The organism is Streptomyces sp. JH14 (assembly GCF_029428675.1).
GTDB lineage: Bacteria > Actinomycetota > Actinomycetes > Streptomycetales > Streptomycetaceae > Streptomyces.
Genome location: NZ_JAJNEL010000001.1, coordinates 6144789 through 6170414, shown reverse-complemented (window position 1 = coordinate 6170414; position 25626 = coordinate 6144789). Strand labels below are relative to the sequence as shown.

The 25626-nt window shown below is 71.0% G+C and carries 22 protein-coding genes, 1 pseudogene and 2 riboswitches; of the genes and pseudogenes, 13 read left to right on the top strand and 10 right to left on the bottom strand.

What is annotated here, in order from left to right; genetic code table 11:
- Window positions 1-51: 51 nt before the first annotated feature.
- The 5 genes from LRD69_RS27750 to LRD69_RS27735 all read right to left on the bottom strand — a co-directional run bounded on the left by LRD69_RS27750 (window position 52) and on the right by LRD69_RS27735 (window position 4788).
- Window positions 52-849: an amino acid ABC transporter ATP-binding protein gene (locus LRD69_RS27750; protein WP_277329270.1), complete on the bottom strand. Its 798-nt coding sequence runs from the start codon at window positions 847-849 to the stop codon at window positions 52-54.
- Window positions 846-1826, bottom strand: a complete 981-nt coding sequence (locus LRD69_RS27745) for an amino acid ABC transporter permease (protein ID WP_277329269.1) — start codon at window positions 1824-1826, stop codon at window positions 846-848. The genes LRD69_RS27750 and LRD69_RS27745 overlap by 4 nt, the downstream gene beginning before the upstream one ends.
- A gap of 324 nt (window positions 1827-2150) precedes the next feature.
- Window positions 2151-2258: riboswitch (SAM riboswitch) on the bottom strand.
- Window positions 2259-2323: 65 nt separating this feature from the next.
- On the bottom strand, window positions 2324-3187 hold the full coding sequence (locus tag LRD69_RS27740; RefSeq protein WP_277329268.1) for a glutathione S-transferase C-terminal domain-containing protein: 864 nt from the start codon (window positions 3185-3187) through the stop codon (window positions 2324-2326).
- A 132-nt stretch (window positions 3188-3319) separates the two neighbouring features.
- Window positions 3320-3430 carry a putative leader peptide gene (locus LRD69_RS31105; RefSeq protein ID WP_346771924.1) on the bottom strand — a complete coding sequence of 37 codons (111 nt, stop codon included), beginning with the start codon at window positions 3428-3430 and terminating at the stop codon, window positions 3320-3322.
- 461 nt (window positions 3431-3891) lie between these two features.
- The gene (locus LRD69_RS27735) at window positions 3892-4788 is read right to left on the bottom strand and encodes a TauD/TfdA family dioxygenase (protein ID WP_277329266.1); all 897 of its coding nucleotides are present in this window, start codon (window positions 4786-4788) and stop codon (window positions 3892-3894) included.
- A 557-nt stretch (window positions 4789-5345) separates the two neighbouring features.
- On the opposite strand from LRD69_RS27735, the gene LRD69_RS27730 reads away from it, so the two are divergent.
- Both LRD69_RS27730 and LRD69_RS27725 read left to right on the top strand, forming a co-directional pair.
- Window positions 5346-6386: an NADP-dependent oxidoreductase gene (locus LRD69_RS27730; protein WP_277329264.1), complete on the top strand. Its 1041-nt coding sequence runs from the start codon at window positions 5346-5348 to the stop codon at window positions 6384-6386.
- 58 nt (window positions 6387-6444) lie between these two features.
- Window positions 6445-6813: a MerR family transcriptional regulator gene (locus LRD69_RS27725; RefSeq protein ID WP_277329263.1), complete on the top strand. Its 369-nt coding sequence runs from the start codon at window positions 6445-6447 to the stop codon at window positions 6811-6813.
- Window positions 6814-7020: 207 nt separating this feature from the next.
- Here the strand turns inward: LRD69_RS27725 and LRD69_RS27720 are convergent, their stop codons facing one another.
- From LRD69_RS27720 to LRD69_RS27700, 5 genes and pseudogenes are all read right to left on the bottom strand, one after another.
- Window positions 7021-8262 carry a vanadium-dependent haloperoxidase gene (locus LRD69_RS27720; RefSeq protein WP_277329262.1) on the bottom strand — a complete coding sequence of 414 codons (1242 nt, stop codon included), beginning with the start codon at window positions 8260-8262 and terminating at the stop codon, window positions 7021-7023.
- 82 nt (window positions 8263-8344) lie between these two features.
- A complete protein-coding gene (locus tag LRD69_RS27715; protein WP_277329261.1) occupies window positions 8345-9814 on the bottom strand; it encodes an MFS transporter in 1470 nt (489 codons plus the stop codon).
- Window positions 9814-10338: a hypothetical protein gene (locus LRD69_RS27710; protein WP_277329260.1), complete on the bottom strand. Its 525-nt coding sequence runs from the start codon at window positions 10336-10338 to the stop codon at window positions 9814-9816. The genes LRD69_RS27715 and LRD69_RS27710 overlap by 1 nt, the downstream gene beginning before the upstream one ends.
- Entirely contained in the window at window positions 10335-11339 is a 1005-nt protein-coding gene (locus LRD69_RS27705; RefSeq protein WP_277329259.1) for a PLP-dependent transferase, read from the bottom strand. The genes LRD69_RS27710 and LRD69_RS27705 overlap by 4 nt, the downstream gene beginning before the upstream one ends.
- A pseudogene (locus LRD69_RS27700) lies at window positions 11336-12359 on the bottom strand (2-oxoglutarate and iron-dependent oxygenase domain-containing protein). The gene LRD69_RS27705 and the pseudogene LRD69_RS27700 overlap by 4 nt, the downstream one beginning before the upstream one ends.
- A 555-nt stretch (window positions 12360-12914) precedes the next feature.
- On the opposite strand from LRD69_RS27700, the gene LRD69_RS27695 reads away from it, so the two are divergent.
- The 11 genes from LRD69_RS27695 (at window position 12915) to LRD69_RS27650 (ending at window position 25564) form a co-directional block, all read left to right on the top strand.
- Window positions 12915-14021, top strand: a complete 1107-nt coding sequence (locus LRD69_RS27695) for an LLM class flavin-dependent oxidoreductase (RefSeq protein ID WP_277329258.1) — start codon at window positions 12915-12917, stop codon at window positions 14019-14021.
- Window positions 14018-15418 carry an NtaA/DmoA family FMN-dependent monooxygenase gene (locus tag LRD69_RS27690; RefSeq protein WP_277329257.1) on the top strand — a complete coding sequence of 467 codons (1401 nt, stop codon included), beginning with the start codon at window positions 14018-14020 and terminating at the stop codon, window positions 15416-15418. The genes LRD69_RS27695 and LRD69_RS27690 overlap by 4 nt, the downstream gene beginning before the upstream one ends.
- A 91-nt stretch (window positions 15419-15509) precedes the next feature.
- A complete protein-coding gene (locus tag LRD69_RS27685) occupies window positions 15510-16433 on the top strand; it encodes an LLM class F420-dependent oxidoreductase (protein WP_277329256.1) in 924 nt (307 codons plus the stop codon).
- Window positions 16434-16502: 69 nt separating this feature from the next.
- Window positions 16503-17327, top strand: coding sequence for a DUF1684 domain-containing protein (locus tag LRD69_RS27680; protein WP_277329255.1), 825 nt, complete (start codon window positions 16503-16505; stop codon window positions 17325-17327).
- Between the two features lie 89 nt (window positions 17328-17416).
- Window positions 17417-17530, top strand: a riboswitch (SAM riboswitch).
- 35 nt (window positions 17531-17565) lie between these two features.
- Entirely contained in the window at window positions 17566-17682 is a 117-nt protein-coding gene (locus tag LRD69_RS31100; RefSeq protein ID WP_346771923.1) for a putative leader peptide, read from the top strand.
- A gap of 215 nt (window positions 17683-17897) precedes the next feature.
- Window positions 17898-19517 carry an ABC transporter substrate-binding protein gene (locus LRD69_RS27675; protein WP_277329254.1) on the top strand — a complete coding sequence of 540 codons (1620 nt, stop codon included), beginning with the start codon at window positions 17898-17900 and terminating at the stop codon, window positions 19515-19517.
- Between the two features lie 4 nt (window positions 19518-19521).
- Window positions 19522-20481 (top strand): ABC transporter permease, encoded by a 960-nt coding sequence (locus tag LRD69_RS27670; RefSeq protein WP_277329253.1) that lies wholly within the window; start codon window positions 19522-19524, stop codon window positions 20479-20481.
- Entirely contained in the window at window positions 20478-21401 is a 924-nt protein-coding gene (locus LRD69_RS27665) for an ABC transporter permease (protein ID WP_277329252.1), read from the top strand. Before LRD69_RS27670 ends, LRD69_RS27665 begins: the two co-directional genes overlap by 4 nt.
- Window positions 21398-23077 (top strand): ABC transporter ATP-binding protein, encoded by a 1680-nt coding sequence (locus tag LRD69_RS27660; protein WP_277329251.1) that lies wholly within the window; start codon window positions 21398-21400, stop codon window positions 23075-23077. The genes LRD69_RS27665 and LRD69_RS27660 overlap by 4 nt, the downstream gene beginning before the upstream one ends.
- 13 nt (window positions 23078-23090) lie before the next feature.
- A complete protein-coding gene (locus LRD69_RS27655; RefSeq protein WP_277329250.1) occupies window positions 23091-24149 on the top strand; it encodes an LLM class flavin-dependent oxidoreductase in 1059 nt (352 codons plus the stop codon).
- Entirely contained in the window at window positions 24146-25564 is a 1419-nt protein-coding gene (locus LRD69_RS27650; protein WP_277329249.1) for an alpha/beta hydrolase domain-containing protein, read from the top strand. The genes LRD69_RS27655 and LRD69_RS27650 overlap by 4 nt, the downstream gene beginning before the upstream one ends.
- Window positions 25565-25626: the final 62 nt, after the last annotated feature.

The window sequence follows — 25626 nt, the reverse complement described above, 5'->3', positions numbered from 1 at the left end:
GTCGCTGGAGGTGATGAGGGTGGCGTGGGGGGGTCTGAAGGGTGCGGCGGGTCAGAGGACCTTGCTGAGGAAGTCCCTGGTCCGCTCGTGACGCGGGTTGTCGAGGACCTCGGAGGGCGGGCCCTGCTCGATGATCCTGCCGCCGTCGATGAAGACGACCCGGTCGGCGATCTCGCGGGCGAAGCCGATCTCGTGGGTGACGATGACGAGGGTGGTGCCGCTGGTCGCCAGGTCCTGGATGACGGCGAGGACTTCGCCGACCAGTTCGGGGTCGAGGGCGGAGGTGGGTTCGTCGAAGAGGATGACGCCAGGGCGCAGCGCGAGGGCGCGGGCGATGGCGACGCGCTGCTGCTGGCCGCCGGAGAGCTGGCGCGGGTAGGCGCCGGCCTTGTCGGCGAGGCCGACCCGGTCGAGGAGTTCGCGGGCGAGTTGCCGCGCCTCGGGCCTGCTGAGCCGGCCGGTGGCGACCGGAGCCGCGGCCACGTTGTCCAGGACGGTCAGGTGCGGGAAGAGGTTGAAGTTCTGGAAGACGAAGCCGATCCGCCCGCGCTGGGTGAGGATGGCCCGCTCGCTCAGCTCCTTGAGCCGGTCGCCCTGCCGCTTCACACCGATCGGCTCGCCGTTGACGCTGACGTAGCCGATCTCCGGCTTCTCCAGGTGGTTGATGACCCGCAGCAGGGTGGACTTGCCGGAGCCGGAGGGGCCGAGGATGACGGTGACCTCGCCGGGGCGGACGGTCAGGTCGACGCCGTCCAGCACCCGATGGGTGCCGTACCACTTGTGCACGTCGTGGACCTCGACGGCGGCGGGCGTCACGTCCGCCAGCGGTTCGAGTGTCTTCGCGCTCATACGGCGGCCTCCTGGCGGATGCGGGCTCGCAGGTCGGTGAGCCCGGTGCGGAGCTTCTGCAGCGGCGTCGGCGGCAGGCTGCGGGTGGCACCGCGGGCGTAGTGCCGCTCGACGTAGAACTGGACGACGGAGACGACGCCGGTCAGCACCAGGTACCAGACGGTGACGACCAGCAACAGCGGCACGATGTCGCCCGGGTAGGTGGAGCCCATGGTCTGCGCGGAGCCGAACAGGTCCAGCAGGGAGACGTAGAAGACCAGCGAGGTGCCCTTGATCAGGCCGATGAGCTGGTTGACGTAGTTCGGGATGATCGAGCGCAACGCCTGCGGAAACACGATCTTTCGGAACTGGTAGCCCTTCGGCAGGCCGAGCGCCGCGGCCGCCTCGTGCTGGCCCTGATCGACGGAGAGGATGCCGCCGCGCACCACCTCGGCCGCGTAGGCCGCCTCGTTGAGGCTCAGGCCGACGACGGCGACGACCATGTCGGTCGCGAGCCTGGACTCGTCGAAGGAGAAGAAGGCCGGGCCGAAGGGGACCCCGACGCTCAACGTCCTGTACAGAGCACTGAAGTTGTAGAGAAAGATCAGCACCACGATGAGCGGGATGGAACGCAGCGCCCAGACGTAGGCCCAGCTGACCGCGCGCAGCACCGGGCTCTTCGACAGCCGGGCCAGGGCGAGCAGGATGCCGCCGACCAGACCCAACACGGCACTGTAGGCGGTCACTTCGAGGGTGATGAGGAGTCCGTCGAGAATGTTCGGCCGCAGGAACCAGTAGCCGAAGCGGTCCCACTGGTAGAAGGGGTTGGAGACCAGACCGTGCACGAACTGGGCCGCCAGGACCAGGACGACCGCCGTGGCGATCCAGCGTCCTGGCCGCCGTAGCGGCAGAACTCGCTGGGCAGTGGGGGCTTTCGACGGTTCGTCGGCGGTCGGCGCCTCGGGGAGGGTGACGGTGGCGCCAGGGGGTTCACTCATGGTGGGCTCCGGCTGGGTGGGTACACCCCGGAGGCGCGGCGGCATGCGGGGGCGCACACGACGGCGAGGTACCGGGGACGGGGAGGACGACGGCACACCGCTCGGGCGGTGTGCGTCAGGGAGTGCGGGGGCTGCGGGGAGGTGTCAGCCCCGACAGCGGGCACGGCCCTGTGTGGTACACAGTGCGCTGTTCACGCGGAGCAGATCGACAGCACGATCGGCGACGAGCAAGTTCGCGTACGGCCGCACGCAGCCCTGAGGGCGGCATACGGCCGTCCTGGAAGCTGCGTGCATGGCGTCACCGTCACTGTTCCGGCCCTGTGGGCCTCGCGCTTACCGAAACATCATCGGTCCGGTCGTCACCTGGGGCACCCCACCGCGTGCGAGGGTTGCCGGTCAGCTAGCCAGGGCTTGTCGCTGACGCTCATGACCGTTCTGGGCCGTAGTTAAGACAATTGCCCGAACGAATGTCAACGCCGGTCCACCAGGTGGAACAGCTAATGGCCTGAGTGTGCCGCCCAGTCCAGGATCTGGACGGCTGCTCCGGCACCCTCCAGTCCATGGCAGCGGGCGTGATGACGGCGCTCGATGCCGTCGAGGTCGAGGTGGCCGCCGAAGGCAGGGTGGGCGGCCAGGTGGCGGGCGTAGGCCCACAGGGTCGGGTGGTCGGCGATGCGCTGGACGGCTGAGGCGTCCAGGTGGTTGCGGTGCACGGTGTCGAGTTGGACCAACGCGACCCACAACTCGACGTCCGCGGCTGTGATTTCGTCGCGGATCACGTACGTGCGGCCGACGAGCCATCGCTCCAGCGCGCCGAGCGTTTCGAGCAGCGTGCTCAGTGTCATGTCACGTTCCACCGGCTCGCCACCGGCCGAACCGGCGCGCTGCGCGGGGTCCTCGATGCCCTGCGCGCACATCCGCTCGACCGCCTCGATCTCCGACTCCGCGCCACACGGGTAGAGCGCGAGACGGTCACCGCCAAACCGGCGGTCGAGGTCGCGCATGATGTCCGGGGCGTGCGTGCTGACGATCCGTCCGGACCAGTCGTCGCTGAGCACCGGCGCGACGGCCGGACCGGTGTACCGGTGGGCGCTGGCCTCGTACAGCGGCCGCAGGGCCGAGTGGCCGCCCCCTGGACAGTCGGGCACGGCGGGCAGGAAGGTCGCCGGACAGACGGTGTCCAGACCGAGCAGGCCGTGGGTGATAGCGATGCGCAGGCCGTCGGGACAGGCGGTCGACAGATGGAGGCGGTAGCGGCCCGGAACGGCGTAGTGGCCGCTGCGCGCGTCCCGGCCGATCCGGCCCCGGAAGGCGGGCGCGGGTCGGTCGGAGGTGTGGGCGGCCAGCGGTGTGACGGTCATGACTCTCCCCGGGAGCGGGCGCGGACGTACGCGCGGCGGAAGCGACGTCGGGTGAGGGAGCGGGGCTCATCCGTACGCGCAGGACAGGACGACACCCTCGTGGGGCATCCGTCGGTGCGGGATGGGCGCGGCTCAGCCCTGAGGGCTGATCGAACTGCAGACACGCTGCAGATCGATGTGCCGACGCGAGGTCAGAAGAGGCGAACGGCTCACTCGGACGGCGACCGGCTCCAGGCGCCTCATGTTTCCCTACCTGTTCACTAGGATTCCCACAGTGAGTGTCGATCCGGCCGCGAGCGACGTCAAGAGGGCCGTCCCGCATCGCGGACGCCCCGATGGACGGCGCCCCCGCTAGGCACAGTCACCACACGTTTCCCACTGCAACCGCCGGGACGCGGTGTATCCGGCGTCGGACGAGTCGGCGTCGGCGTGGGTGACGTGCCTACGAGCGTTTCACGATCGACGTCGGCGCCGGGGCGTAGGTCTTCGACACCGCTCCGGCCCGGGCGAGGATCTCCCAGGCGAGGAGGATCGCGACCGGGGTCGTGTAGATGCCCAGCGGCCAGCGCAGGCGTTCGCGGAGTGTGTGCTGAGCGGCGTGCGGCGACGGGCGTCGCTCGGCAGGAACACCTCGCGTTCCCGCGCGCTCGTCGTCTCGGCGTCAGGGTCCTTGATGACGGCCGGCGCCTTGAGGCTGAGCTCGGTCATGCCGCCACCGCCAACACGCTGCTGTAGTGCGAGGCGTCGCCGACGAGCTGCTCGCTGCGGCGGCCGTCGACACCGGTCGGTACCTCTCCTGCGATCGTCACCCGGTTGAGGCGGCGCGGGTGGTCGTCGTAGTTGTCCACCGCGTAGTGCTGGGTGATCCGGTTGTCGAAGATCAGCAGCTGGTCCGGGGACCAGGTCCAGCTCAGGATGTTCTCCGGACGGGTCACGTACGACTGGAGGACGCGCAGCAGATCGGCCGAGTCGCTGCTCGACAGGCCGATGATCCGCTTGGCGAACCCGCCGATGAACAGCCCGCGTTCGCCGGTCAGCGGATGCACCCGCACGACCGGGTGCTCGGCCTCGTAGGGCGTCGAGACGAAGACGCGGTCGTACTCCTGCCGTTCGGCGGTGGTGGCTGCGGAGCGGGCGTAGTCGTACTGGTTGGTGTGCACTACACGCAGCGAGTCAGCGAGGGCGCGCAGCGGTTCGGGCAGGTCGCGGTAGGCCGCGGCCGCGTTCGCGATGAGCGTCTGGCCACCGTACGGCGTGGTCACGATGGACCGGAGCGTGGTGAGCTGCGGCGGGTTGACCACGAAGGTGACGTCCGTGTGCCACTCGTTGGCCTTGGACGTCGCGCTGTCGACGGCGAGGACGTTCGTCGTACCGTCGGCGGCCGGCACGTTCGGGTGGGCGGTGGTGAGTTCGCCGAACCAACCGGCCACACGCTCCTGACCCGCGTTGTCGAGGCCGACGTCAGCGAAGACGATCGCCTTGTGCTCGTTGAGAGCGTCACGCAGCGCCGTGACCGTCGAGAGGTCGGGCGGCGCCGCGAGGTCGACGCCCTCGACGACCGCGCCGATGCGGCCGGTGAGCTTTCGGATGGACGGAGGCATGAAGGGATCCCTCCCGGGCAGATGGGCACGCCAAGGGGTGCTGGGGAACGAGGGGTCAGGTGAAGGGGGTTGGTACTGCGCAGGACTGGTCGACCACGCGGAACACCGGACTGGGCCGGCCGGAGAGAAAACGCGTGGTCGCAGTACCGCTACAGCCGCGTTCTCAGCGACCGCGTCAGCGTGCGCGAACAGGCTCCCGGCTCATACGAGAAGGAGATGAGCGGAGAGGGGAGCCCTCAGGAGACGGATACGACGATCCCTTGCCGCGTCAGCGACAACAAAACGCGCTGGAGACGTGCGCCAGATCGATGTGGCGCCGCCGAGTGAGGTCCACGCGCGGGTTCATAAGACGGGAGTTCAGCAGAGGTCCACCACGTCGGTCAATAACTTTCCGGACAGGTCTTGCATTGCGGACACGGAGAACTTTTCCGCCTGTTCGTGGAGATCGCACAGGCCGCTGCGCTTGCCCCTGACGTGCGCGTCAAGGGCTAGCGTCTGCGCGCCGGCACCGGCCGGTCGTCCGCGCTCAGCCCGCTTCCCCCGATCAGGAGCCTTCCATGGCCGCTTCCCTGCCCTCCGCCACCCGTGAGGTCCGACTCGTCACCGTCCCTGAGGGGCTGCCCGGCCCTGAGCATTTCGCCGTCGTCGCACAGCCACTGCCCGCGCCCGGCCCCGGGCAAGTCCTCGTCCGGGGCCGGTACTTCCTTGTCTTCCCCGGTCTGCGCACCCTGATCGGCGGGAAGCCCGGGGCCGTACCGCTACCGCCGATCCACGCCGGTGACGTGCTCTTCGGCCCCGCCGTCGGCGAGGTCGTCGCCGCGGGCGCGGGCAGCCCACTGCAACCGGGAGACGCCGTCACGCACCTGCTCGGGTGGCGCGAGCACGCGCTGGTGGCCGCAGCCGACTGCACCCCGGTCGGCGATGTCCTGCCGGACCCGGTCGCCCACCTGTCGTCCGGGGTGGCCGCCTACGGTGCGCTCACCCGGCTTGCCGACATACGTCCCGGCGACACGGTCCTCGTCACCGGGGCGGCCGGCGCGGTGGGGACCCTGGCCGGTCCGGTCGCCAGGCTGCTGGGCGCCGGGAGGGTCATCGGCAGTACCCGTTCCCCCGCCAAGGCCGACCGGCTGCGCACCGAGCTGGGCTATGACGCGGTGGTCGTGCCCGGCGGCGAATTCCCCACGCTCATCGCGCAGTTGGGCGCGGCGGCACCCGACGGCATCGACCTCGTGGTGGACACCGTGGGCGGCGAGCAACTTACCGCTGCGCTCGGGGTGGCTCGCCGTGGGGCCCGCTTCGCTCTCGTCGGCGCACTGGCCGGCCAGCTGTCGCCGCACCGGGACGGTGACAGCGCTCCGGTGGAGATCGACGCCTTCCGCGTCATCACCCAGGGGATCACGCTGCGCGGCTACAGCGGCACGGACCATCCCGGGGTGGCGGAGGAATGGGCCGAACGGTTCGGCGACTGGCTGCGTTCCGGTGCAATCTCCTTTCCGCACGTACGGATCCCGGGCATCGAACGGGCTCCTCGAGCGTTGCAGGAACTGTTCGAGGGGCGGCACTTCGGCACCGTCGTCGTGGAGCTGCCGTCACACTGAAGCACCGCCGCCGTGCGTCAGGGGCGAGCGTGCGGGCACGGAGCGAGGCGAGGTCGGGATGCGGATCGGAGATGCGGCGGCGGCAGCCGGAACCACCGCGCGGGCCCTGCGGTTCTACGAGGAGCGCGGCCTGCTGACCCCGCCGCCGCGCACGGCCACGGGCCAGCGCCGGTACGGGCCGGACGACGTGGCCCGCGTCCGCGTCATTCGTGAACTGCTCGCCCTCGGTCTGACCGTCGAGGACCTGCGCGGCATCGCCGACCGCATCCAGCTCCTGGTCGAGGATCCGCAACGGCGCTGTGCCGACAACGACCCCACCGCCCGCGGCTCCGGGGTGGTCGCACGCCGGTTGGCGGCCATCGACGCCGAGATCGACCGCCTCACCGGCCTGCGCACCCGCCTTGCACGGCAGACGGGACGGACCTGAGCCTCCGTACGAGGCATTCCCGCGGCTCGATCCCCCCGGGGCCGGACTCACCGGCAGCCGTGGGCCAGGCACTGCGCGACGCGGCGGCGTTCGAATGAGCCCGGCCCACCGAGGCCCCGTGCGACGGCGGGGCCTCGGTACGGTCATGGCCTGCGTTGCGTCGGCACTACGGAGTGGGTGTCGCGCTGCCGGTGAGCGCTCGGAGGGTCAGCGTGGGGCGAGGAGCCGTCCCGCGTTCTGCAGGACGTACCGTGCCACGTTCGTGCCGAGCGTGATCCCCGCCTCGTCGGCCGACCGGGTGTGGATACCGGAGAAGACCCGGGCGTCCACGTTCTCGTCCGAGAGCTGCTTCCAGGCGGTGTACCTCCTGGTCACCCCGGGCGCGGTGGGGCTGCTCAGGTCGAACGGGGCGGTACGCGGCCCGACCAGCGCCGACAGCACGGTCTGTGCGGCGCCCGCGTAGGTGTTGTGGCCGCTGGGGTAGTCCGGATGAGCGGGGGTGGTGTGCAGCGGCGTCCAGTCCGGGTCGGGGTCGATGGTGCCGGTGCGGATCGCGGTGACGGGACGCCAGCGTTCGTAGGCGTACTTGCTGTCGGAGGTGGCGATCTGTGTGTCCACCAGCGCCACGTGGAAGAGCGCGACCAGCCGCGCCTGCCCGGCGATCCCCTGGCCGGTGCGCGAGAGCGCCACCCGCAGCGGCTCGGTGTAGAGGCTGAGGGAGGAGCCCAGCCAGAAGGTGGCCGTCTCGGTCTGGTGGGCGCTGCGTACCGCGCTGTCCACGGCGCCGTACGCCCGCACCTCCGCGAGGTCGGCGGCGTAGCGCCGGGAGTCGAGGGCGGGCGGCGGGGCGAGCCGGAACTGGTGCTGCGACTTCAGCAGGAACGGCTTGGCGAGACGATTGCCGTACTGCGCCGCCGGTGCGTAGTCGGGTGGCGTCGGCTGCCACCCGCCCGGCGCCGCGGGCTTCACGGGATAGGGCGCGTTGACCGAGGCAGGATCCAGGCCGTCGCCCTCCCTCGACTTCAGGACAAGATCGGCCTGCTTCTCCCCCGCCGCGACGCCTCGCTCCTCAGCCGGGCCATCGGGGATCGCGTCGAGGGTCTTCTCGTACGTCGCGTCGAGCTGCTCCGCACGGCTCGGGACCAGCGTCACCAGCGCACGGTGTACGGCCCCGGCGAGCGCCGCCTCCTGATACGCACCGCGCTCGACGCCCGTCGGCACACTCCGGGTGGCCCTGGCGGCCGCGAGCCAACTGATGGCCCACGTACGGCTGTTGGTGATCTGAGTGGATGCCCCGGCCGTCGCGATGGTCTCGGCGGTGGCGTCGTACCAGGCGAGGGCCGCGGACGTACGGCCGGCCGCCGAGGCCTGTGGAACGGCGACGGACGCGGTCAACAGCGCCGCCGCACCCAGGACTACGAGGACGGGCCGCATTCTGGTCGAACTCACGTGATCTCCTTCGGTTTCGGTAGGGGTGAAAGAGCCGCTGAGGCATGAAGAGGGCGAGGTGCGGCACCCGCGTCACCTGGGATCAGGTCGATTCCTTGGAGCGGGGAACCGCACCAGCGAGGTGCGCCGACGCGGGTGCCGACGGGCGAGACGGCGGGGCGGTGCCGCGCCGCAAGGACAGCAGCAGGGCCACGGCGAGCAGGCCCGCGCAGACACAGGAGGCCAGCGCGTACCCGGTCCGAGGTTGACCGTCTCCCGGGGGACCGGAAGCGGCGTGCAGATAGACCGCCGGGACGGCGCTGAGGCAGATGGCCGCCGCGATGCGCTGGGCCATCTGCAGGACGCCGCCGCCCACTCCCGCAGCCTCGGCCGGCGCATGCTGCAGCACCTGGGTCTGGTTGGGCGAGACGGTGAGCCCTCCGGCGGTGCCGGCCATCATCTGCGTCCCGGCCAGTGCCATCGGCAGCGCCTCCGTCGGCACGCAGAGCGCGACCGCCGCTCCCGTCAGGGCGGCACCGATGCCCAGGGTCAGACCGACGGTCACCGTACGCGGTCCGATCCGTCGTACGAGCCGCCAGGCGAGGGCCGAGGACATGCCCATCCCGACCGCCCCGGGGAGGGTGACCGCCGCCGTGAGCAGAGCGGACAGGCCGAGGCCGCTTTGCAGGAAGATGGTGAGTACCAGGAACGCCGCCAGTGAGGAGCCGAACTGGGCCATGGCGACAGCCGTGCCCAGCATGTACGGCTTCGACGATGTCAGCGCGGGGTGCAGCAGCGGCTGACGGCCCCGCCGCATCCGCAGGCGCTGGTGCACGGCGAAGACGGCTGCCAACGCGCCTACCGCGATGCCCCACAGCAGTGCCTCTCCCCCGCCGTCCGGGGTGCGGATGAAGGGCACCATCAGCGTCAGCGTGCAGCCACAGAGCAGACCGAGGCCGAGGACGTCCAGCCGGGAGTTGCGGGCGGTGCGCCGAGGCGGGGGGAGCCAGCGGGCCGCGAGGGCCAGGGTGAGCACCGCGCACGGTGAGCTCAGCAGCAGGCAGCACCGCCAGCCCGCCTCGGGGCCCAGCGCGGCGACAAGCGCACCGCCGAGCGGCGGTCCGAGGGCCGTGGCCACGCCGCCGGTGACCGCGTACAGGCCCAGCGCACGGCCGCGGGCCTGACCGTGGAAGACATCCTGAATGGTGCCGATCACCTGCGAGTTGACGATCCCGGCCGCGGCCCCCTGCACCAGCCGGGCACCGATGAGGATCCCCGGCTCTCCTCCGGTCGCGGCCGTCACCCCGGCCAGGAGGAAGACCGCCACCCCGGCCATGAAGAGACGCTTGCGCCCGTGCAGGTCACCGAGGCTGCCACCGGGGACGAGGGCCAGGCCGAAGGCCAGCGAGTACCCGGCCACGATCCACTGGACGTCCGCCCCGGTGGCCCCGAGCGACTGGCGCATGCTCGGGATCGCGATGTTGAGCACAGCCTGGTCCAGCAGGGTCGTCGCGCCCGCCGCCATGCACACCAGCAGCACCCGCCGTGCGGCGCGGTCTTCTCCCGGCAGCACTACGGCCGCCGGGACGGCCGCGGCGGCAGGCCCAGGTGATCGCGCAGCGTGCGGCTCCTGTAGTGGGTGCGGAACAGGCTGCGGCGGCGCGGCTCGGGGATGACGAGCTCGGCGAAGGCGTCCAGGCTGCCCGGCAGGTACGGAAAGATGGCGATGAAGCCGTCGGCAGCGCGGCCGTGGAACCACTCCTCGATGTGGTCGGCGATCTGCCGGGGCGTGCCGGTGACGGTGCGGTCGTCGTTCGCGCCGCGCCGGACCAGGTCGTAGGTGGCGTTCTTCGCTAGGCCGAAGGTGCCAAGGCTGGTCGGCCCCAGCCCGAGGCGGACGTCGACCGTCGCATGCGTGTCGATGACGGTGGGCTCGGGGTCCCGGCTGCTCGGCCCGGCGTTCGCCGGGGCGTCGGCCGCGCCGGTGCCGCAGGCGGTCGCGGCCAGGCCGGCGAGGACTGAGGTGGCGGCGCGCCGGAGGGCGGTGCTGCGGGGCAGGGCCGATCGTGCTCCTCGGGTGCCTGCGGCGGGGTTCATACGGCGGCTGCTCTCAGGCCTGCTTCGAGGTCGGCGATCAGGTCGTCGACGCCCTCGGTCCCGACCGACAGCCGCACCAGGCCGGGGGTGACCCCGGCCGCGATCTGCTGACCGGCGTCCAGTTGGGCGTGGGTGGTGGAGGCGGGGTGGATGACGAGGCTGCGTACGTCGCCGATGTTCGCGAGGTGGCTGAACAGCCGGACGCCCTCGACGAAGCGCCGGCCTGCCTCCAGGCCACCCGCGAGTTCGAAGGCGAGGACCGCTCCGGCGCCGCGTGGCAGATACCGCTTGGCCTGCGTCTGCCACGGGCTGGAGGGCAGGGAGGCGTAGTGCACCCGCGTCACCTGGGGCTGTTCCTCCAGCCATTCCGCGAGCGACTGGGTGTTGGAGACGTGCCGTTCAATACGCAGGCTGAGCGTCTCCAGGCCCTGCAGGAGCAGGAAGCTGTTGAAGGGGGATACGGCCGGTCCCAGATCCCGGACCAGGCGGGTGCGCAGACGCAGCGCGTAGGCGAGACCGAGGTCGGAGAAGGAGTCCCAGAAGGCCAGGCCGTTGTACGTCGGATCGGGGCGGGTCAGGCCCGGCCACCGGTCGGGGTCGGCACCGAAGTCGAAGCGCCCGCTGTCCACGACGACCCCGCCGATGCCGGTGCCGTGGCCGGACAGGAACTTGGTGGTGGAGTGCACGACGATGTGATCGCCTGCGCGTGCCAGGTTCAGCAGGGCGAGGCTCGTCGCGGCCTGGCCGCTGGCCACGGCGACCGCGGCCGACCCGCCCTCCAGCGCGGCGATGCGCTCCTCGGCCACGGCGGTGGTGGGGTTCGACAGCCGGGTGTAGGCGTGGGTGGTCAGGTCGGCCAGTTCGAAGGCCGCGGCGGCGTGCGCGGTGTCCCGGAAGACGTAGCTGGTGGTCTGGTGGATCGGCACAGCCCGGGCGCCGGTAGCGGGGTCGGGGACGGCACCGGAGTGCACCTGGCGGGTCTCGAACGCCCAGTTGGTCACCGACCTGCCTCCCGCTTGGCCTGGACGTCGGACCACCAGCCCTCGGCGACCCGCGGATGCGAGCGGAGCCAGCCGACGACCGCGTTCTCCCCGAAGGCCGCGAGCAGCGGGTTGTCCGGGTCGTCGGTCACGCCACGGCTCAACGTCGTGAGTTTCGGGGGAAGTTGCAGCGGCTTGACGACCGCGTCCAGGCGCGGGCCGAGGAAGAAGGGGATCGAGTAGCGGTGGACGCCCGGCTGGGGACTGACCACCCGGTGCTGAGTGGCCTTCAGGTAGCCCTGGGTGGCGATCTCCAGCATCTCTCCGATGTTGAACACGAACGCACCGGGCACAGGTACCGCGTCGATCCACGTGCCGTCCTCGCGCTGCACCTGAAGTCCGCCGACCCTGCTGCAGCAGTGCGAGATAGCCGTAATCCTTGTGCGAACCCACGCCCTGGTCTGCGTCCTCGGCGACGCGCGGCGGATAGTGGACGATCTTCACATGGACGGCCGCCTCGTCGTCGAACCACTGGTCGAAGTAGCCCTCGTCCTGCCCGAGCGCCGCCGCGAGCGCCCGCAGCACCTCACGGCTCACCCGCAGCGCCTCCGCCTGCCAGCGCAGCACGATGTCCCGCAACTCCGGTAGCGCCGAGGGCCATTGGTTGGGGCCGATCAGACGCAGGTAGTCAGGATCGTCCGGGCCGGTCTCCCGCGCCGCCCGCTCCGGGCCGATGTCGATCTGTTCACGCCAGTCGGCGCTGCCCGCCGTGTACTCGGTGCCGGTGCGCGTATAGCCACGGAACTGCGGCGAGTTGAGGTTCTCGATCTCCAGCCGCTGCTCCTCCGGCAACGCGAAGAAGCGGCGGGCCGCGCTCAGCACCTCCTCCCGCAGCGCCGCGGGGGCTCCGTGCCCGGTGACGTAGAAGAAGCCCACCTCGTGGGCGGCGGTGCGGAGTTCGGCGAGGAAGGCGTCACGGTCCGCGTCCGGGGCGCGGAAGCGGGAGATGTCGATGACGGGCAGGGCTGTGGACTGGGCCATGGGAGGTTCCTTCACGGCAGGTCGGACGCGCGCGCCTCACAACTACGCCCAAAAAGCAACTAGTTGGGGGCAAGATAAGGCTGCAGGCAGAAGGAGAAGAGCGAGATCGCGAGCCGTCGAACGGCGGTCAGCAACAGACCTGGTCGAACTGGTCGGCGCGGCGGCTCACCCAGAACGGGTCGAGCAGCACCGTGTGTGCCGGGCCAGTGGTCTCCATGGCCGGATCAAAGCACAACCGGAAAGATGCGTCCACCATGGGTCCCAGCGGGTGAGACGCCCCCACCGGTGGTCGACCTTGACATTCACAGGGGCGGACGACATACGTTGAAAGGGAAAGTTGCTGACAGGTGGAGGCTCTGATGCACGTACTGGGCGCGGCACCGCAAGGTGCGTGCACTGGTGCGCGGCTGATCACCCGGCGGCATGTGGACTACTGCCGCACCTCCTCCGCCGTCTGTCCTTCCGTACACGCCTGACCCCTCCCGGCCGGTCCCGCCGGCTGTCTCGTCGTGGCTCTGTGGCCGCGAGTCGCCGTGTTTTCCCGGAAGGCACCCCATGTCCAACCCCGCCCTGCACCTCGCCGTCGAGCTCGACGGCGACGGCGCCCACCCCGCGGCCTGGCGCCGCGCCGCCCACTCCCCCGATCAGCTGCTCACCCCGCGCCGTGTGGCGCGGGTCGCCGCCATCGCCGAGAATGCCGGGTTCACCCTGGTCACCCTGGACGACGGCGTTCTGCCGCCCGGCGCCGCACCGGATCCGGTGGGCCGTATCGGCGCGGTGGAGCGAGCGGCTTTCGTCGCGGCGTCCACGAGCGCCATCGGGATCGCGCCCGTCGTCCCGGTGACGTATGCCGAACCCTTCCATGTCTCCAGCCAGTTGGCGTCCCTGGACCACATCTCCGCCGGTCGCGCCGGGTGGGTGGTGACGGAGGAGGAGCGTCCCGAGGCGGCCCGGGCCTGGGGGCGTCCGCTGGTCGCCGACGCCGACGCGCGGGCCCGGGAGTCCCGTGACGGGATCGAGGTCACCCGCGCCCTGTGGGACTCCTGGGACGACGACGCCGTCATCCGGTCCGTGGCCACCAGCCGTTACCTCGACCGCGAACGGCTGCACTACATCGACTTCACCGGCGAGACGTATGCCGTCAAGGGCCCGGCGATCGTGCCACGCCCGCCCCAGGGGCAGCTTGTCGTCCTGGGCCGGCCCGACCGGGGTCCCGCAGCACAACTCGACGTCGCCCTCGTCGAAGGGCGCGACCTCGCATCGGTCACCACGGCCGCTGCTGCCGCCGGTACGCCCCGCGTCTTCGCGGAGGTGGAGGTGGCGCTGGACACCCCGGACGCCACGGCCGCCGAGCGCGTCGCAGACCTGGAACGGTACGCGCCGTGGGGCGACAGGGGAAGACTGCGGCACGTCGGCCCCACCGACCAACTCGTCGCTCTCCTTGCCGAATTGAGCCGTCACGTCGACGGCGTACGGCTGCATCCGCTGGTGCTGGACGAGGATCTGTCCGTCCTCTCACGCCTCGTCCTTCCGGCCCTGTCCGAGCGACGTCTCGTCGCCCGTCCGCTGCCCGGTACGTCCCTGCGCTCGACCCTGGGTCTGGAGCGCCCCGCCAATCGCTTCGCCGCCGCTGCCCCGGCCGGCCAGGAGGACGCCCGATGACCCGCACCGATCCCCTCGACGTCCCCCGGCCGCACGCCCAGCTCAACTTCGGGGTGTTCTTCCAGGGCGTCAACCACTGGACCATCTGGTCCGCCCCCGACAGCGGCTCCCAGATCGAACCCGCCTCTTTCCGCCGGGTCGCCCAGACCGCCGAGCGCGGACTGTTCGACGCGTTCTTCCTGGGCGAGGGGCTGCGGCTGCGCGAGGTCGACGGCAGGATCCACGATCTCGACGTGGCCGGACGGCCGGACGCCATCACTCAGCTCGCGGCGCTGGCCGCGGTCACCCGCCGCATCGGCCTGGTCTCCACTTCCAACTCCACCTTCAACGAACCCGCCGATCTGGCCCGCCGCCTCTCCGGACTCGACCTGCTCTCCGAGGGCCGCGCCGGCTGGAACGTGGTGACCACGGACAACGCCTGGACCGGCGCCAACTTTCGGCGCGGCGGGTATCTCGACCACGCCGACCGCTACCGGCGTGCCGAAGAGTTCCTCACCGTGGCCCGCGCGCTCTGGGACGGCTGGGAGGACGGAGCCGTCGCCGGCTCCGCCGGCGCGCCCGCCTGGGCGGTGCCCGGAGCCGTACACCCCGTGCGCCACAAGGGACCGCAGTTCGACGTCGACCTCGCTCCGACCCTGCCGCGCAGCGCCCAGGGTCACCCCGTGATCTTCCAGGCCGGTGACTCCGGCGAGGGACGCGACTTCGCCGCCCGTAACGCCGATGTCATCTTCTCCGCGCACGGCACCGACTTCGACGACGCGCTGGCCTTCGCCGACGACATCCGGCGCCGGCTGCGGGCGGTCGGGCGGCCCGACGACGATCTGCGGATCCTGCCCGGCACCGAGATCATCCTCGGCGCCACCGAGGAGGAGGCCCAGGAGAAGAAGCGCTGGATCCGGCTCCAACAGGTCACCCCGGCCACGGCGTTGGGCGTCGCCGGGCTGCTGTGGGGTATCGACCTGTCCGACCGCCACGCGGACGGGCCGCTGCCGAAGGAGGATCCGGTCTTCAGCGAGAACGACGGCTCCTTCGGTGCCCGGCGCATCGCCGACCCACGTGAGGTCGTGGCCGAGTGGCGAGCGAAGGCGGAGGCACACGGCTGGTCGCTGCGCGAGACCGTCATCGCGCTCGGTCCGCAGCGCGGGCACGTCGGCACTCCGTCCGGTCTGGCCGACAAGTTCGCCCACTTCGTACGGCACGGCGCGATCGACGGCTTCAACGTCACGCCGTATCTCATCCCCGACGGCCTCGACGACATCGTCGACCTGCTCGTCCCGGAACTGCAGGAACGCGGTGTCTACCGCACCGAGTACACCGGCACCACCCTGCGCGAGAACCTCGGCCTGCGCGCACCCCTCACCCGCCGGTCCGCGCCGGATCGACGTCAGGCGGGCTGAGCCTCCGGGCCGGCCCTTGTACACATGACTGACAAGAAGCTGTCACACGCCGACCGGAATGCGGGTTCGACCGATGCCCGTTCTTACTGACATGACTGTTGGAGTAGCGCTCAACGCGTCCGATACGCCGAACCAGGTCGATGCCACCGTCCGACTGGCCCAGGAGGCCGCGGGGTTCGGTGTCACGTCGGCCTGGTTCGGGCAGACCTTCGGCGCGGACTCACCCCAGCTCGCCGCGATCGTCGGGCGCGAAGTGCCCAGACTGCAGGTCGGCACCTCCGCGATCCCCGTCTTCGGCCGCCACCCGCTGCTCGTCTCCAGCCAGGCCCAGACCGCCCAGGCCGCGACCCACGGCCGCTACCACCTCGGGCTGGCCCTGGGCACGAAACTGCTGACGGAGACGGGCTTCGGCCTGCCCTTCGAACGACCCATCGCCCGGCTGCGTGAATTCCTCACCGTCCTGCGGCAGTTGACCGAGACCGGCACGGCCGACTTCCACGGCGAGCTGCTCACCGCCACCACCCCGGTCCCGGCTCGGGTACCGGGCGCCGAGAACGGCGTCCCCCTGCTCGTCGCCGCGATGGGGCCGCAGGCTCTGCGGGCCAGCGGCGAGCTTGCCGACGGAATCCTGCCCTATCTGGCGGGACCCCGCGCCCTGGCGGAGCACATCGTGCCCGCCCTGACCGCCGCCGCCGAGGCCGCCGGCCGCCCCGCGCCCAGAATCGTGGCCCTGGTGCCCGGTGTGGTCACGGACGACGTGGACGCGGTGCGGGCCAGGGCCACCGAGAACCTCGCGTTCTACGAACAGATCCCGTCCTACGCCCGGGTGATCGAACTCTCCGGCGGTCGGCGGGCCGCCGACCTGGCCGTGATCGGCGACGAGAAGACGGTCGAGGCCGAGGTACGCCGTTACCGCGACGCCGGCGCCACCGAGGTCGTGTTCTCGGGCACCGAGATCGCGGGAGAAGCCGACCGCCGACGCACCTGGCGACTCCTCGGCGAACTGGCCCGCTGACTGCACCCGTCGGCCCGACAACCCCCTGCATCCCCTGCCCGAAGGCCCCCGGCACAAAGGAGATTCCCCATGACCACCGAGACCACCACCACGGACCTCCACGCCTTCACCGAGACCTGGCGGGAGTGGCACCGCGCCCAGGAGGCCCGGCTCGCCACCCCGCACGGGTTCCTGGCGATCACCGGCCTGCACTGGCTCGACGACCGCCCCCAGCGCTTCCCCGACGCGCCCGGCGCGTGGCACACCGGCCCCGAAGGCGTCGTCGTGGACCTCGACGAGGGCGAGGAACTGGTCGTCGACGGGACACCGGTGCGCGGCGAACACCGCTTCGGCGTGCTTCCCGAGCGCGGCGGCGTCGACGCCGTCTGGGGAGACGCCGTCATCGAGGTCGCCAAGCGCGGCGGCCAGGACATCGTGCGCCCCCGGCACCCGGACGCGCCACTGCGCACGGCTTTCACCGGAACGCCCGCCTACGCCCCCGACCCGCGCTGGGCCGTGACGGGCCGCTACATCCCCTTCGCCACTCCGCGGCCGACCACCGTGGGCGCCGCGGTCGAAGGCCTTGAGCATGTCTACGACGCTCCGGGCAGGGTCGAGTTCGAGCTCGACGGGCGCCCGCTGTCGCTGACCGCGTTCCCCGGCCATGGTGCGGGACGGCTGATGGTGCTGTTCACCGACGCAACCTCCGGGGTCACCACCTACGCCGCCAATCGGTCCCTGGCCCTCGATCCGCCCGCCGCCGACGGCACGGTCGTCCTGGACTTCAACCGCGCCACCAACCTGCCGTGCGCCTACACGGACCTGGCAACCTGCCCGCTGCCCCCGGCCGAGAACCGGCTGCCGGTGGCGATCGAAGCCGGCCAGAAGATCCCCCGCGAGCGCGGCGGCTCCTGACCGGGACGCACTCTCGCCCCGGACTCCCCTGACAAGGCGCCCTTTTGCGCCATTGACGTAGGACAAGACCGCTCCGTACGATCACGAACGGCATTGAGTGTCAGTGTCAAGCCCTGGCTCGCTGACCGGCAACCCTCCCGCGCGGTGGGGTGCTCCAGGTGAAAGCCCGGCGGGATCACCGACGATCTCCGCAAGCGCGCGGCCCCGTGACCGGGGCCGGATCATATGGAGGACCGATATGCGGCACGGTGGTGACCTCAGCGCCCGCTACGCCGGCGCCACCGTGTTCTCCCGGCTCTCGCGTCGGCGCCACATCGACCTCAAGCGCTCGACCAGCTGTCTCTGTCAGGCCTGACGGGCCTTCCCGCCGCTGGTCGCAGAACGGCACCTGCCGTCGCCGCACCCGCCTGCGCCTGATCTCCGTCTGTCTTTGATCCCCCCTTTTTCCCTGATCCCCGTCTGCACAGCGCTCCCCGGCACCGGCGTCGCGCCGGCCGGGGCCGCACGCCCGCGCACGGCCGTGCCCTGCACCGCACCCGTGCCCCGTGACACGAGTAGGAGAAGCCCTCCGTGACTGCATTTTCCGATGTCAGAACCTCCCGGTGGGCGGCACTGACCGCCCTTGTGACCACCAGTGTTCTGCTGACCGCCTGCGGCTCCGGCGGCGGTGATTCCGGCAGCGGCTCCGGGCAGCCCCAGTCCGGCGGCACCCTGACCTTCGCGGTGGGTTCGGACGCCGGCTGCGTGGATCCGCAGCAGGTCGCCAGCAACGAGACCATTTACTCAGTGCGCCAGGTCGTGGACTCACTGACGGATCAGGATCCCAAGACCGGCAAGATCGTGCCGTGGCTGGCGAAGAGCTGGGACGTCAGCGCCGACGCCACGACGTTCACCTTCCGTCTGAGGTCGGACGTCACCTTCAGCGACGGCTCGAAGCTGACCGCGCAGGTGGTCAAGGACAACTTCGACGCGGTGCCGAAGCTCGGCGCCCTGGGGACGCTCGCCGAGGGCTATCTGAGCGGCGTCAAGAGCACCACGGTGGTCGACCCGCTCACCGTCAAGGTAACCTTCAGTCAGCCCAACGCCCAGTTCTTGCAGGCCACTTCGACTCACTCGCTCGGGATCGAGTCGTCGGCGAGCGTGAAGAAGACCCCGCAGCAGAAGTGCAGTGACGGGGTGGTCGGATCCGGGCCCTTCGTGCTGAAGCAGTACGTGCAGAACCAGTCGGTCACCCTGGCCAAGCGCACCGGGTACGCCTGGGGTTCCTCGCAGTGGAGCAAGAAGGGCGAGGCGTACCTGGACAAGCTGGTGTTCAAGGTTGTACCGGAGGCGGGGGTGCGGGCCGGCAGTCTCCAGTCCGGCCAGGTCGACGCGATCAGCAGCGTGGGCAAGGCCAACGAGGCAGCGCTCAGGGGCGGTCAGGTCACCCTCCTGCGACGGGCCAACCCCGGCGTCGTGTTCGGTCTCGGCCTCAACAACTCACGGCGGACCCTGAAGGACCCGAGGGTGCGCCAGGCGATCCTGTTCGCCGTCGACCGACAGCAGATCGCCGACACCGTCTTCCCCACCGGCACCCAGGCGGCGACCAGCATCCTCGCGCACACCACGCCCGACTACTCCGACCTCGCCTCCGGCCTGACCTTCGACGCGGCCAAGGCCAAGTCCCTGCTGGATTCCGCCGGCTGGAAGACCGGCAGCGACGGCACCCGCGCCAGGGGCGGCAAGAAGCTGAGCCTGACCGTCAAGTGGTTCCCCAACGCCTCCACCAACCAGCCCGCGCTGGAGCTGATCCAGCAGCAGCTCAAGGCCGTCGGTGTCGACGTGGTCCTCAAGCAGCTCCAGGTCACGCAGTTCGCCCCGACCCTCCAGTCCGGTGACTTCGACGCGGTATGGGGGAACGTGACCCGGGCCGACCCGGACATCCTGCGCGGCTCCTTCTCCACCAAGCTGGCCAACTTCTACCACCTGCCCGCGAGTTCCCTCGACACAGCGCTGTCCGAGCAGGCCGCGACCGTCGACGCGGCCAAGCGCAGGCAACTGGTCGCCCATGTACAGCAGTTGATCGTGCAGAACGCCTCCTACGTGCCGGTGGTGGAGCTCCAGACCCAGCTGGGTGTGGCGAAGAAGGTGCACGACCTGAACTTCGACGCCTCCAGCCGGATCCAGCTGCACGACACCTGGATCGGCTAACCGCATGCGCCGCTATGTGATCAAACGGCTCGCCCAGGCCGTCGGCGTGCTGTGGGCGGCGTACACCGTCTCGTTCCTGGTGCTGGACTATCTGCCCGGTGACCCGGTCACGGCGATGGCCAGTGCCGGAATGGACTCGGGGCAGGTCGACCCGCAGCAGATCGCCGCCCTGCGGCACGAGTACGGCTTCGACAAGCCGGTGCTGGTGCAGTACGCCGAGTACCTCGGCCGGGCGGTGCGCGGGGACTTCGGCGACTCGGTGTCCACCGGCCGCCCGGTCACCTCGACGCTGTCCGACGCCCTGCCGCAGACACTGCAGCTGACCGGCGCGGCCCTGCTGCTCGCGGTGCTCCTCGGCGGCGGTCTGGCGGTGCTGGCGACCTACACCACACAGCGCTGGCTGCGGCAGGCGTTGCTGTCGCTGCCGCCGCTCGGGGTGTCCGTCCCGACGTTCTGGGTGGGGCTGCTGCTCGTCGAGACGTTCTCCTTCCGGCTGCGCTGGTTCCCCGCGTTCGGCAACGACGGGCTGAAGGGGCTGGTGCTGCCGGCCCTGACGCTGGCGGTGCCGACCGGCGCGCAGATCGCCCAGGTGCTCGCCAAAAGCCTGCTCACCTCACTGGACCAGGCCTATGTGGAGACCGCGCGGGCCAAGGGCGCCGGTCAGTGGCGGGTCCACCTGCGGCACGCGCTGCGCAACGCGTCCCTGCCGGCGCTGACGGTCGTAGGCCTGCTGGTGGGGCAGCTGATCGCCGGTTCGGTGGTCGTCGAGACGGTGTTCTCCCGCGACGGCCTCGGCCGGGTGACAGCGGCGGCGGTCACGGCCCAGGACATCCCGCTGGTCCAAGGAGTGGTGGTGTTCGGGGCGCTGATCTTCGTCACGACGAACCTGGTCATCGACCTGGTCTATCCACTCCTTGACCCGCGGATCGTCGTGGCCTCGGGCAGAAGGGCGGCACTCGCATGAGCCAGATCCTTGTCGACGACCCCGCCGAGGCGGCACTGGGGCTGGCCCGCCCGGTCGAGACGGAGGAGGGGCCGGAGCCGGGACACCGTGTGGACGTACGGCGGCTGCTGCGCTTTGTGGTGCGCCGCCCGGGCCTGCTGCTGTCGGTGGCCGTCCTCGTGCTGGTGGTGATGGCCTCGTTCCGGCCGGACCTGTTCACCTCGCAGGACCCGCTGAAAGGCGTGCCGTCGCAGAACTTCCGCGGCCCGAGCGGCAGTCACTGGTTCGGCACTGACGAGTTGGGCCGCGATGTGTTCTCTCGGGTCGTCCACGGCGCCCAACTGTCCCTGAAGGCAACGCTGATCGCGGTGCTGGTCGCGTTCGTGGTCGGCGGGCTGCTGGGGGTGGTCGCCGGGTTCGTGGGCCGCTGGGTGGACGACGTGCTCATGCGCTTCGTCGACGTACTCCTGTCCATCCCTGCGCTGTTCATGTCCCTGGCCCTGGTCACCGCGCTGGGCTACGGGACGGTGAAGGTGGCTGTCGCGGTCGGCATCGCCAGCGTCGCCGCGTTCGCACGGGTGGCGCGCGCGGAGGTGCTGCGGGTGCGGCAGGCGGTGTTCGTGGAGGCGTCGCGCGCGAGCGGGGCCCGCTGGTACTCGGTGCTGGGCCGGCATGTGCTGCCCAATGCGGCGGGCCCGGTGATCGTCCTGGCCACCCTCGACTTCGGCTCCTCCATCCTGGCCGTGTCTGCACTGAGCTTCCTCGGCTACGGCGCTCCCCCGCCGGCCCCGGAGTGGGGCACGTTGATCTCCGACGGCCGCAACTACCTCGCCAACGCCTGGTGGCTGACCGCGCTGCCCGGCCTGGCGATCGCCGCGACCGTGCTGGCCACCAACCGCATCGCCCGGGCACTGGACGGCGAATGGTCGCGGCAGCGATGACCGACGAACCCGAGATCGGTGAGAACGTGACCACACCACTGCTGGAGATACACGGCCTGTCCGTGTCGTACCGCACCCGCGGCGGCACGGTCGAGGCCGTCCGGGGCGTGGACCTCGACGTGTGGCCGGGACAGGTGACGGCGGTGGTCGGCGAGTCCGGCTCCGGCAAGAGCACGACCGCGCACGCGATCACTCGGCTCCTGTCGGCGAACGGCAGCATCGACGCGGGCACCGTCCGCTTCGGCCGGCACGACCTGGCCACCCTGTCGGAGGCGGAACTGCGCACCGTGCGCGGAGCGCGGATCGGACTGGTCCCGCAGGATCCGACGGTCTCCCTCAACCCGGTCAAGCGGATCGGCGACCAGGTCGCCGAGGTGCTGCGCATCCACGGCCTGGCGACCCGCCGATCAGCTCCCGCCGAGGCGGTCGCCGTGCTGGACCGGGCCGGTCTGCCCGACGCGGCCGTCCGAGCCCGGCAGTACCCGCACGAACTGTCCGGCGGCATGCGGCAACGCGCTCTGATCGCCATCGCCATCGCCGCCCAGCCCGAGCTGATCATCGCCGACGAGCCCACCAGCGCGCTCGACGTCACCGTGCAGCGGGTCATCCTCGACCATCTCCAGCGCCTCACCGAGGAGTCGGGTACCGCAGTCCTGCTCGTCACCCACGACCTCGGGATCGCCGCCGACCGGGCCCAGCGGCTGGTGGTGATGTCCCAGGGCAGGGTCGTCGAGGCGGGTCCCACCCATGACATCCTGGCCGACCCGCAGGACGAGTACACCCGGCACCTGCTGGCCAGCGCCCCCAGCCTGACCACCGCCCGGCCTCGCACCCCGGCCGCCGCGGTCCCCAAGCCGGATACGGCGCCTCTGGTCGAGGTACGCAACCTGGTCAAGGAGTTCAGGCTGCCCCGCGCCGGGGACGGGCCCCGCACCCTGCGCGCCGTCGACGACGTCAGCTTCACCCTTCACCGGGGCCAGACCCTCGCCCTGGTCGGCGAGTCGGGCTCGGGCAAGTCCACCACCGCCCGCCTGGTACTCCGCCTCGCCGACGCGACGGCCGGACAGATCCTCTTCGACGGCACCGACGTCACCACCGCGCGGGGCGCCCAGACCAGAGAGCTGCGCCACCGCGCCCAACTCATCTACCAGAACCCGTACGCCTCGCTCGATCCCCGCTTCTCCATCGGAGAGGTGATCACCGAACCACTCCGGGCCTTCAAGGTCGGCGACCGCGCCTCCCGGCTCACCCGCGCACGCGAACTGCTCGACCGGGTGGCCCTCCCGGCCGCCACGCTGGAGCGCCGCCCGGCGGAACTGTCCGGCGGGCAGCGACAGCGCGTGGCGATCGCCCGCGCCCTCGCCCTCTCCCCCGACCTGGTGGTGTGCGACGAGCCGGTCTCCGCGCTCGACGTGTCCGTACAGGCCCAAGTCTTGGACCTACTGGCCGAGTTGCAGACCGACACGGGCGTGGCGTACCTCTTCATCTCCCACGACCTGGCCGTCGTACGTCAGATCGCGCACCAGGTCGCCGTCATGCGGGCCGGCCGCGTCGTCGAGATAGGCCCGCCGGACGAACTGTTCACCCGCCCCCGCCACGAGTACACCCTCGAACTGCTCGCGGCGATCCCCGGCGGCCGCGTCCCCACCCCCGCCGCCGAGACCACCACGAGCTGAGGACCACGGTCGCATGAGCACACCCGCCATCACCTCACTGGCCCTTCTCACCCCGGGCAACTTCGCCGACGACGACCCCTACACCGGCCTGGAGGAGACACTCCAACTCTTCGAGTACGGCGAACGGCTCGGCTTCGACGGCGCCTGGATCCGCCAGCGCCACCTCGAACACGGCGTTGGCTCGGCCGCGGTGTTCCTCGCCGCGGCCGGCCAGCGCACCGAGCGGATCGAACTCGGGACCGCGGTCATCCCGATCGGCTACGAGAGCCCGTTCCGCCTGGCCGAGGACCTCGCGCTGGCCGACGTGCTGTCCCGTGGCCGCCTCCAGGTCGGCTTCAGCACCGGCATGCCGCACTCCGAACTGCTCGGCAACCTGGTGTACGACGGCGACTGGCGCGGCTTCGACCTGTCGTACGGCAGGATCGCCCGCCTCGTCGACAACCTGCGCGGCGACTACCTCGGCGGCCCGGATACGGTGATCCACTCGCCCGGCAACATCCAGCGGCCGCGGCTGCAGCCGCACAACCCCGGTCTGGTGGAGCGGATCTGGTACGGCGGAGGCAGCCTGCGCTCGGTCCGCTGGGCCGCCGAGAACGGTCTCAACCTGCTGTCCGGCAACATCGTCTCCGGCGAGGACACCGACGACTTCACCACCGCCCAGCTGAACCTGCTCTCCGAGTACCGGCGTAGCCCGGGCGACGACCGGCCGGCGGCGCGGGTGGCGCTCGGGCGGGTGATCGTGCCGTTCGACAGCGCCGACCCGGCCACCCGGGCCCGCTACCGGGACTACGCGGCCAGTCGGCACGAGCGCACCCTGAAGCCGCAGACCCTGACCGCGCTGGGCCCGAAACGAATCCTGTTCGCCCCGGACGTGGTCGGCACAGCGGAGCAGATCCTGGAACAGCTGGCGGCCGATCCCGTCCTCGCGCAGGCGTCGGAACTGCGCCTGGAGCTGCCGTACGAGTTCCACCGGGAGGAGTACGAACAGATCCTGCACGACGTCCGGCATCTGATCGCCCCCGAGCTGGGCTGGCGCCCCGCTTCCCCGGCGGTTCAGGAGGCGGGCCGGTGAGCCCTGGTCCAAAGCACCCGGTCCACCTGGAGATGCACTCCCGCGAGCCGTTCGCCACAGGCCACCGCTTCCCCGGCGCCGGGGCGTACGAAGTACTCACCGCCACCGCCCACTACACCGTGGACCCGAAGGCAGCCGCCAACCGCGCGATCCCCGACCTCGACCTCGCACCGCGAGACACCACCGGCAACGTGCGCTTCAGCGGGGACGTCGAAATCCTGCGTCCCATCGAGGGCGGGCGCAGGCGGCTGTTCTTCGAATGGGGCAACCGGGGCAACAAGCGGGCCGTCCAGTACTTCTGCGACGCACCGCACACCAACCGGCCGCGCACGCTCGCCGACGCCGGGAACGGCTATCTGATGCGCCGGGGGTACACGATCGTCTTCGGTGCCTGGCAGGGCGATCTGCTGCCGGGCGACGGACGGCTGTTGCTCGAAGTGCCCGTGGCGAAACGAGGCACGGAACCCGTGCGCGGCCTGACGACGGCCGAGTTCATCGTGGAACGGCCCACCGATTCGCTGCCGCTGTCCCGTTGGTCGAGCACCAGGTCCTACCCGGTCACCGAGTGGGGCGCGCACACCGCCCGTCTGACCCGGCGGCGCTATCCGCACAGCACGCCGGAGGAACTCCCCGCCGGAACCTGGCGGTTCGCCAGGCTGCAGGGCGGCGGAAGCGACCTGAGAACCGCGGCCACGGCCGTCGTACCGAGCCGGTACGACCTCCACGTCGACGGCGGATTCCGGCCCGGCTGGATCTATGAACTCACCTACGAGGCGGAGGAACCGCTCGTTCTCGGACTGGGCCTGGCCGCTGTACGCGACCTGGTCACTCATCTGCGCCACGACCCGGCGCAACCGGCCGGGCCCGTCGACTACGCCTATGGATGGGGACGTTCCCAAACCGGCCGGGCCATCCGTGATTTCATCCATCTCGGCTTCAACGAAGACAGCGAAGGACGCCCGGTCTTCGACGGGCTTCTGCCCCACGTCTCCGGTGCCGGCTGGCTCGGCGGTGACCGGATACCGCGACTCGTCGAGCTGGCCACCGGACTCGACATCGAACAGGCGATCTTCGCCGCCCTGGCGGGCAGACCGGCCGGGCCCGCCGAGCCGACGGCGACCGCGATCGTGCGGTTCTTCACCTTTCCGCCCGGCCGCGTCGACGAGATCCACGGCCTGGAGACAGCCGCTCGGCTCGGACACGTCGACGAGCTGACCCTCCGGCTGTGCACTGGCGACACCGTACCGGCGGTCGTCGACTCCAAGAGTCGGCACGGCCACGTCATCGTCTTCGGCGCCTCTCCCGAGGATGCCCGGGCCCGCTGCGCGGAGGTGCTCGCCGCCATCGAGGTCGTCATCGACGACACGCCCGTACGAGCGGACGGTCGCGTCGGAGCGCTCGGGACGCCCGTTTGAGCACCGTCGGTCACGAGTCCCCCCACCCCGAAGAAAGGCAATGACGATGCAGTGGTCCACAC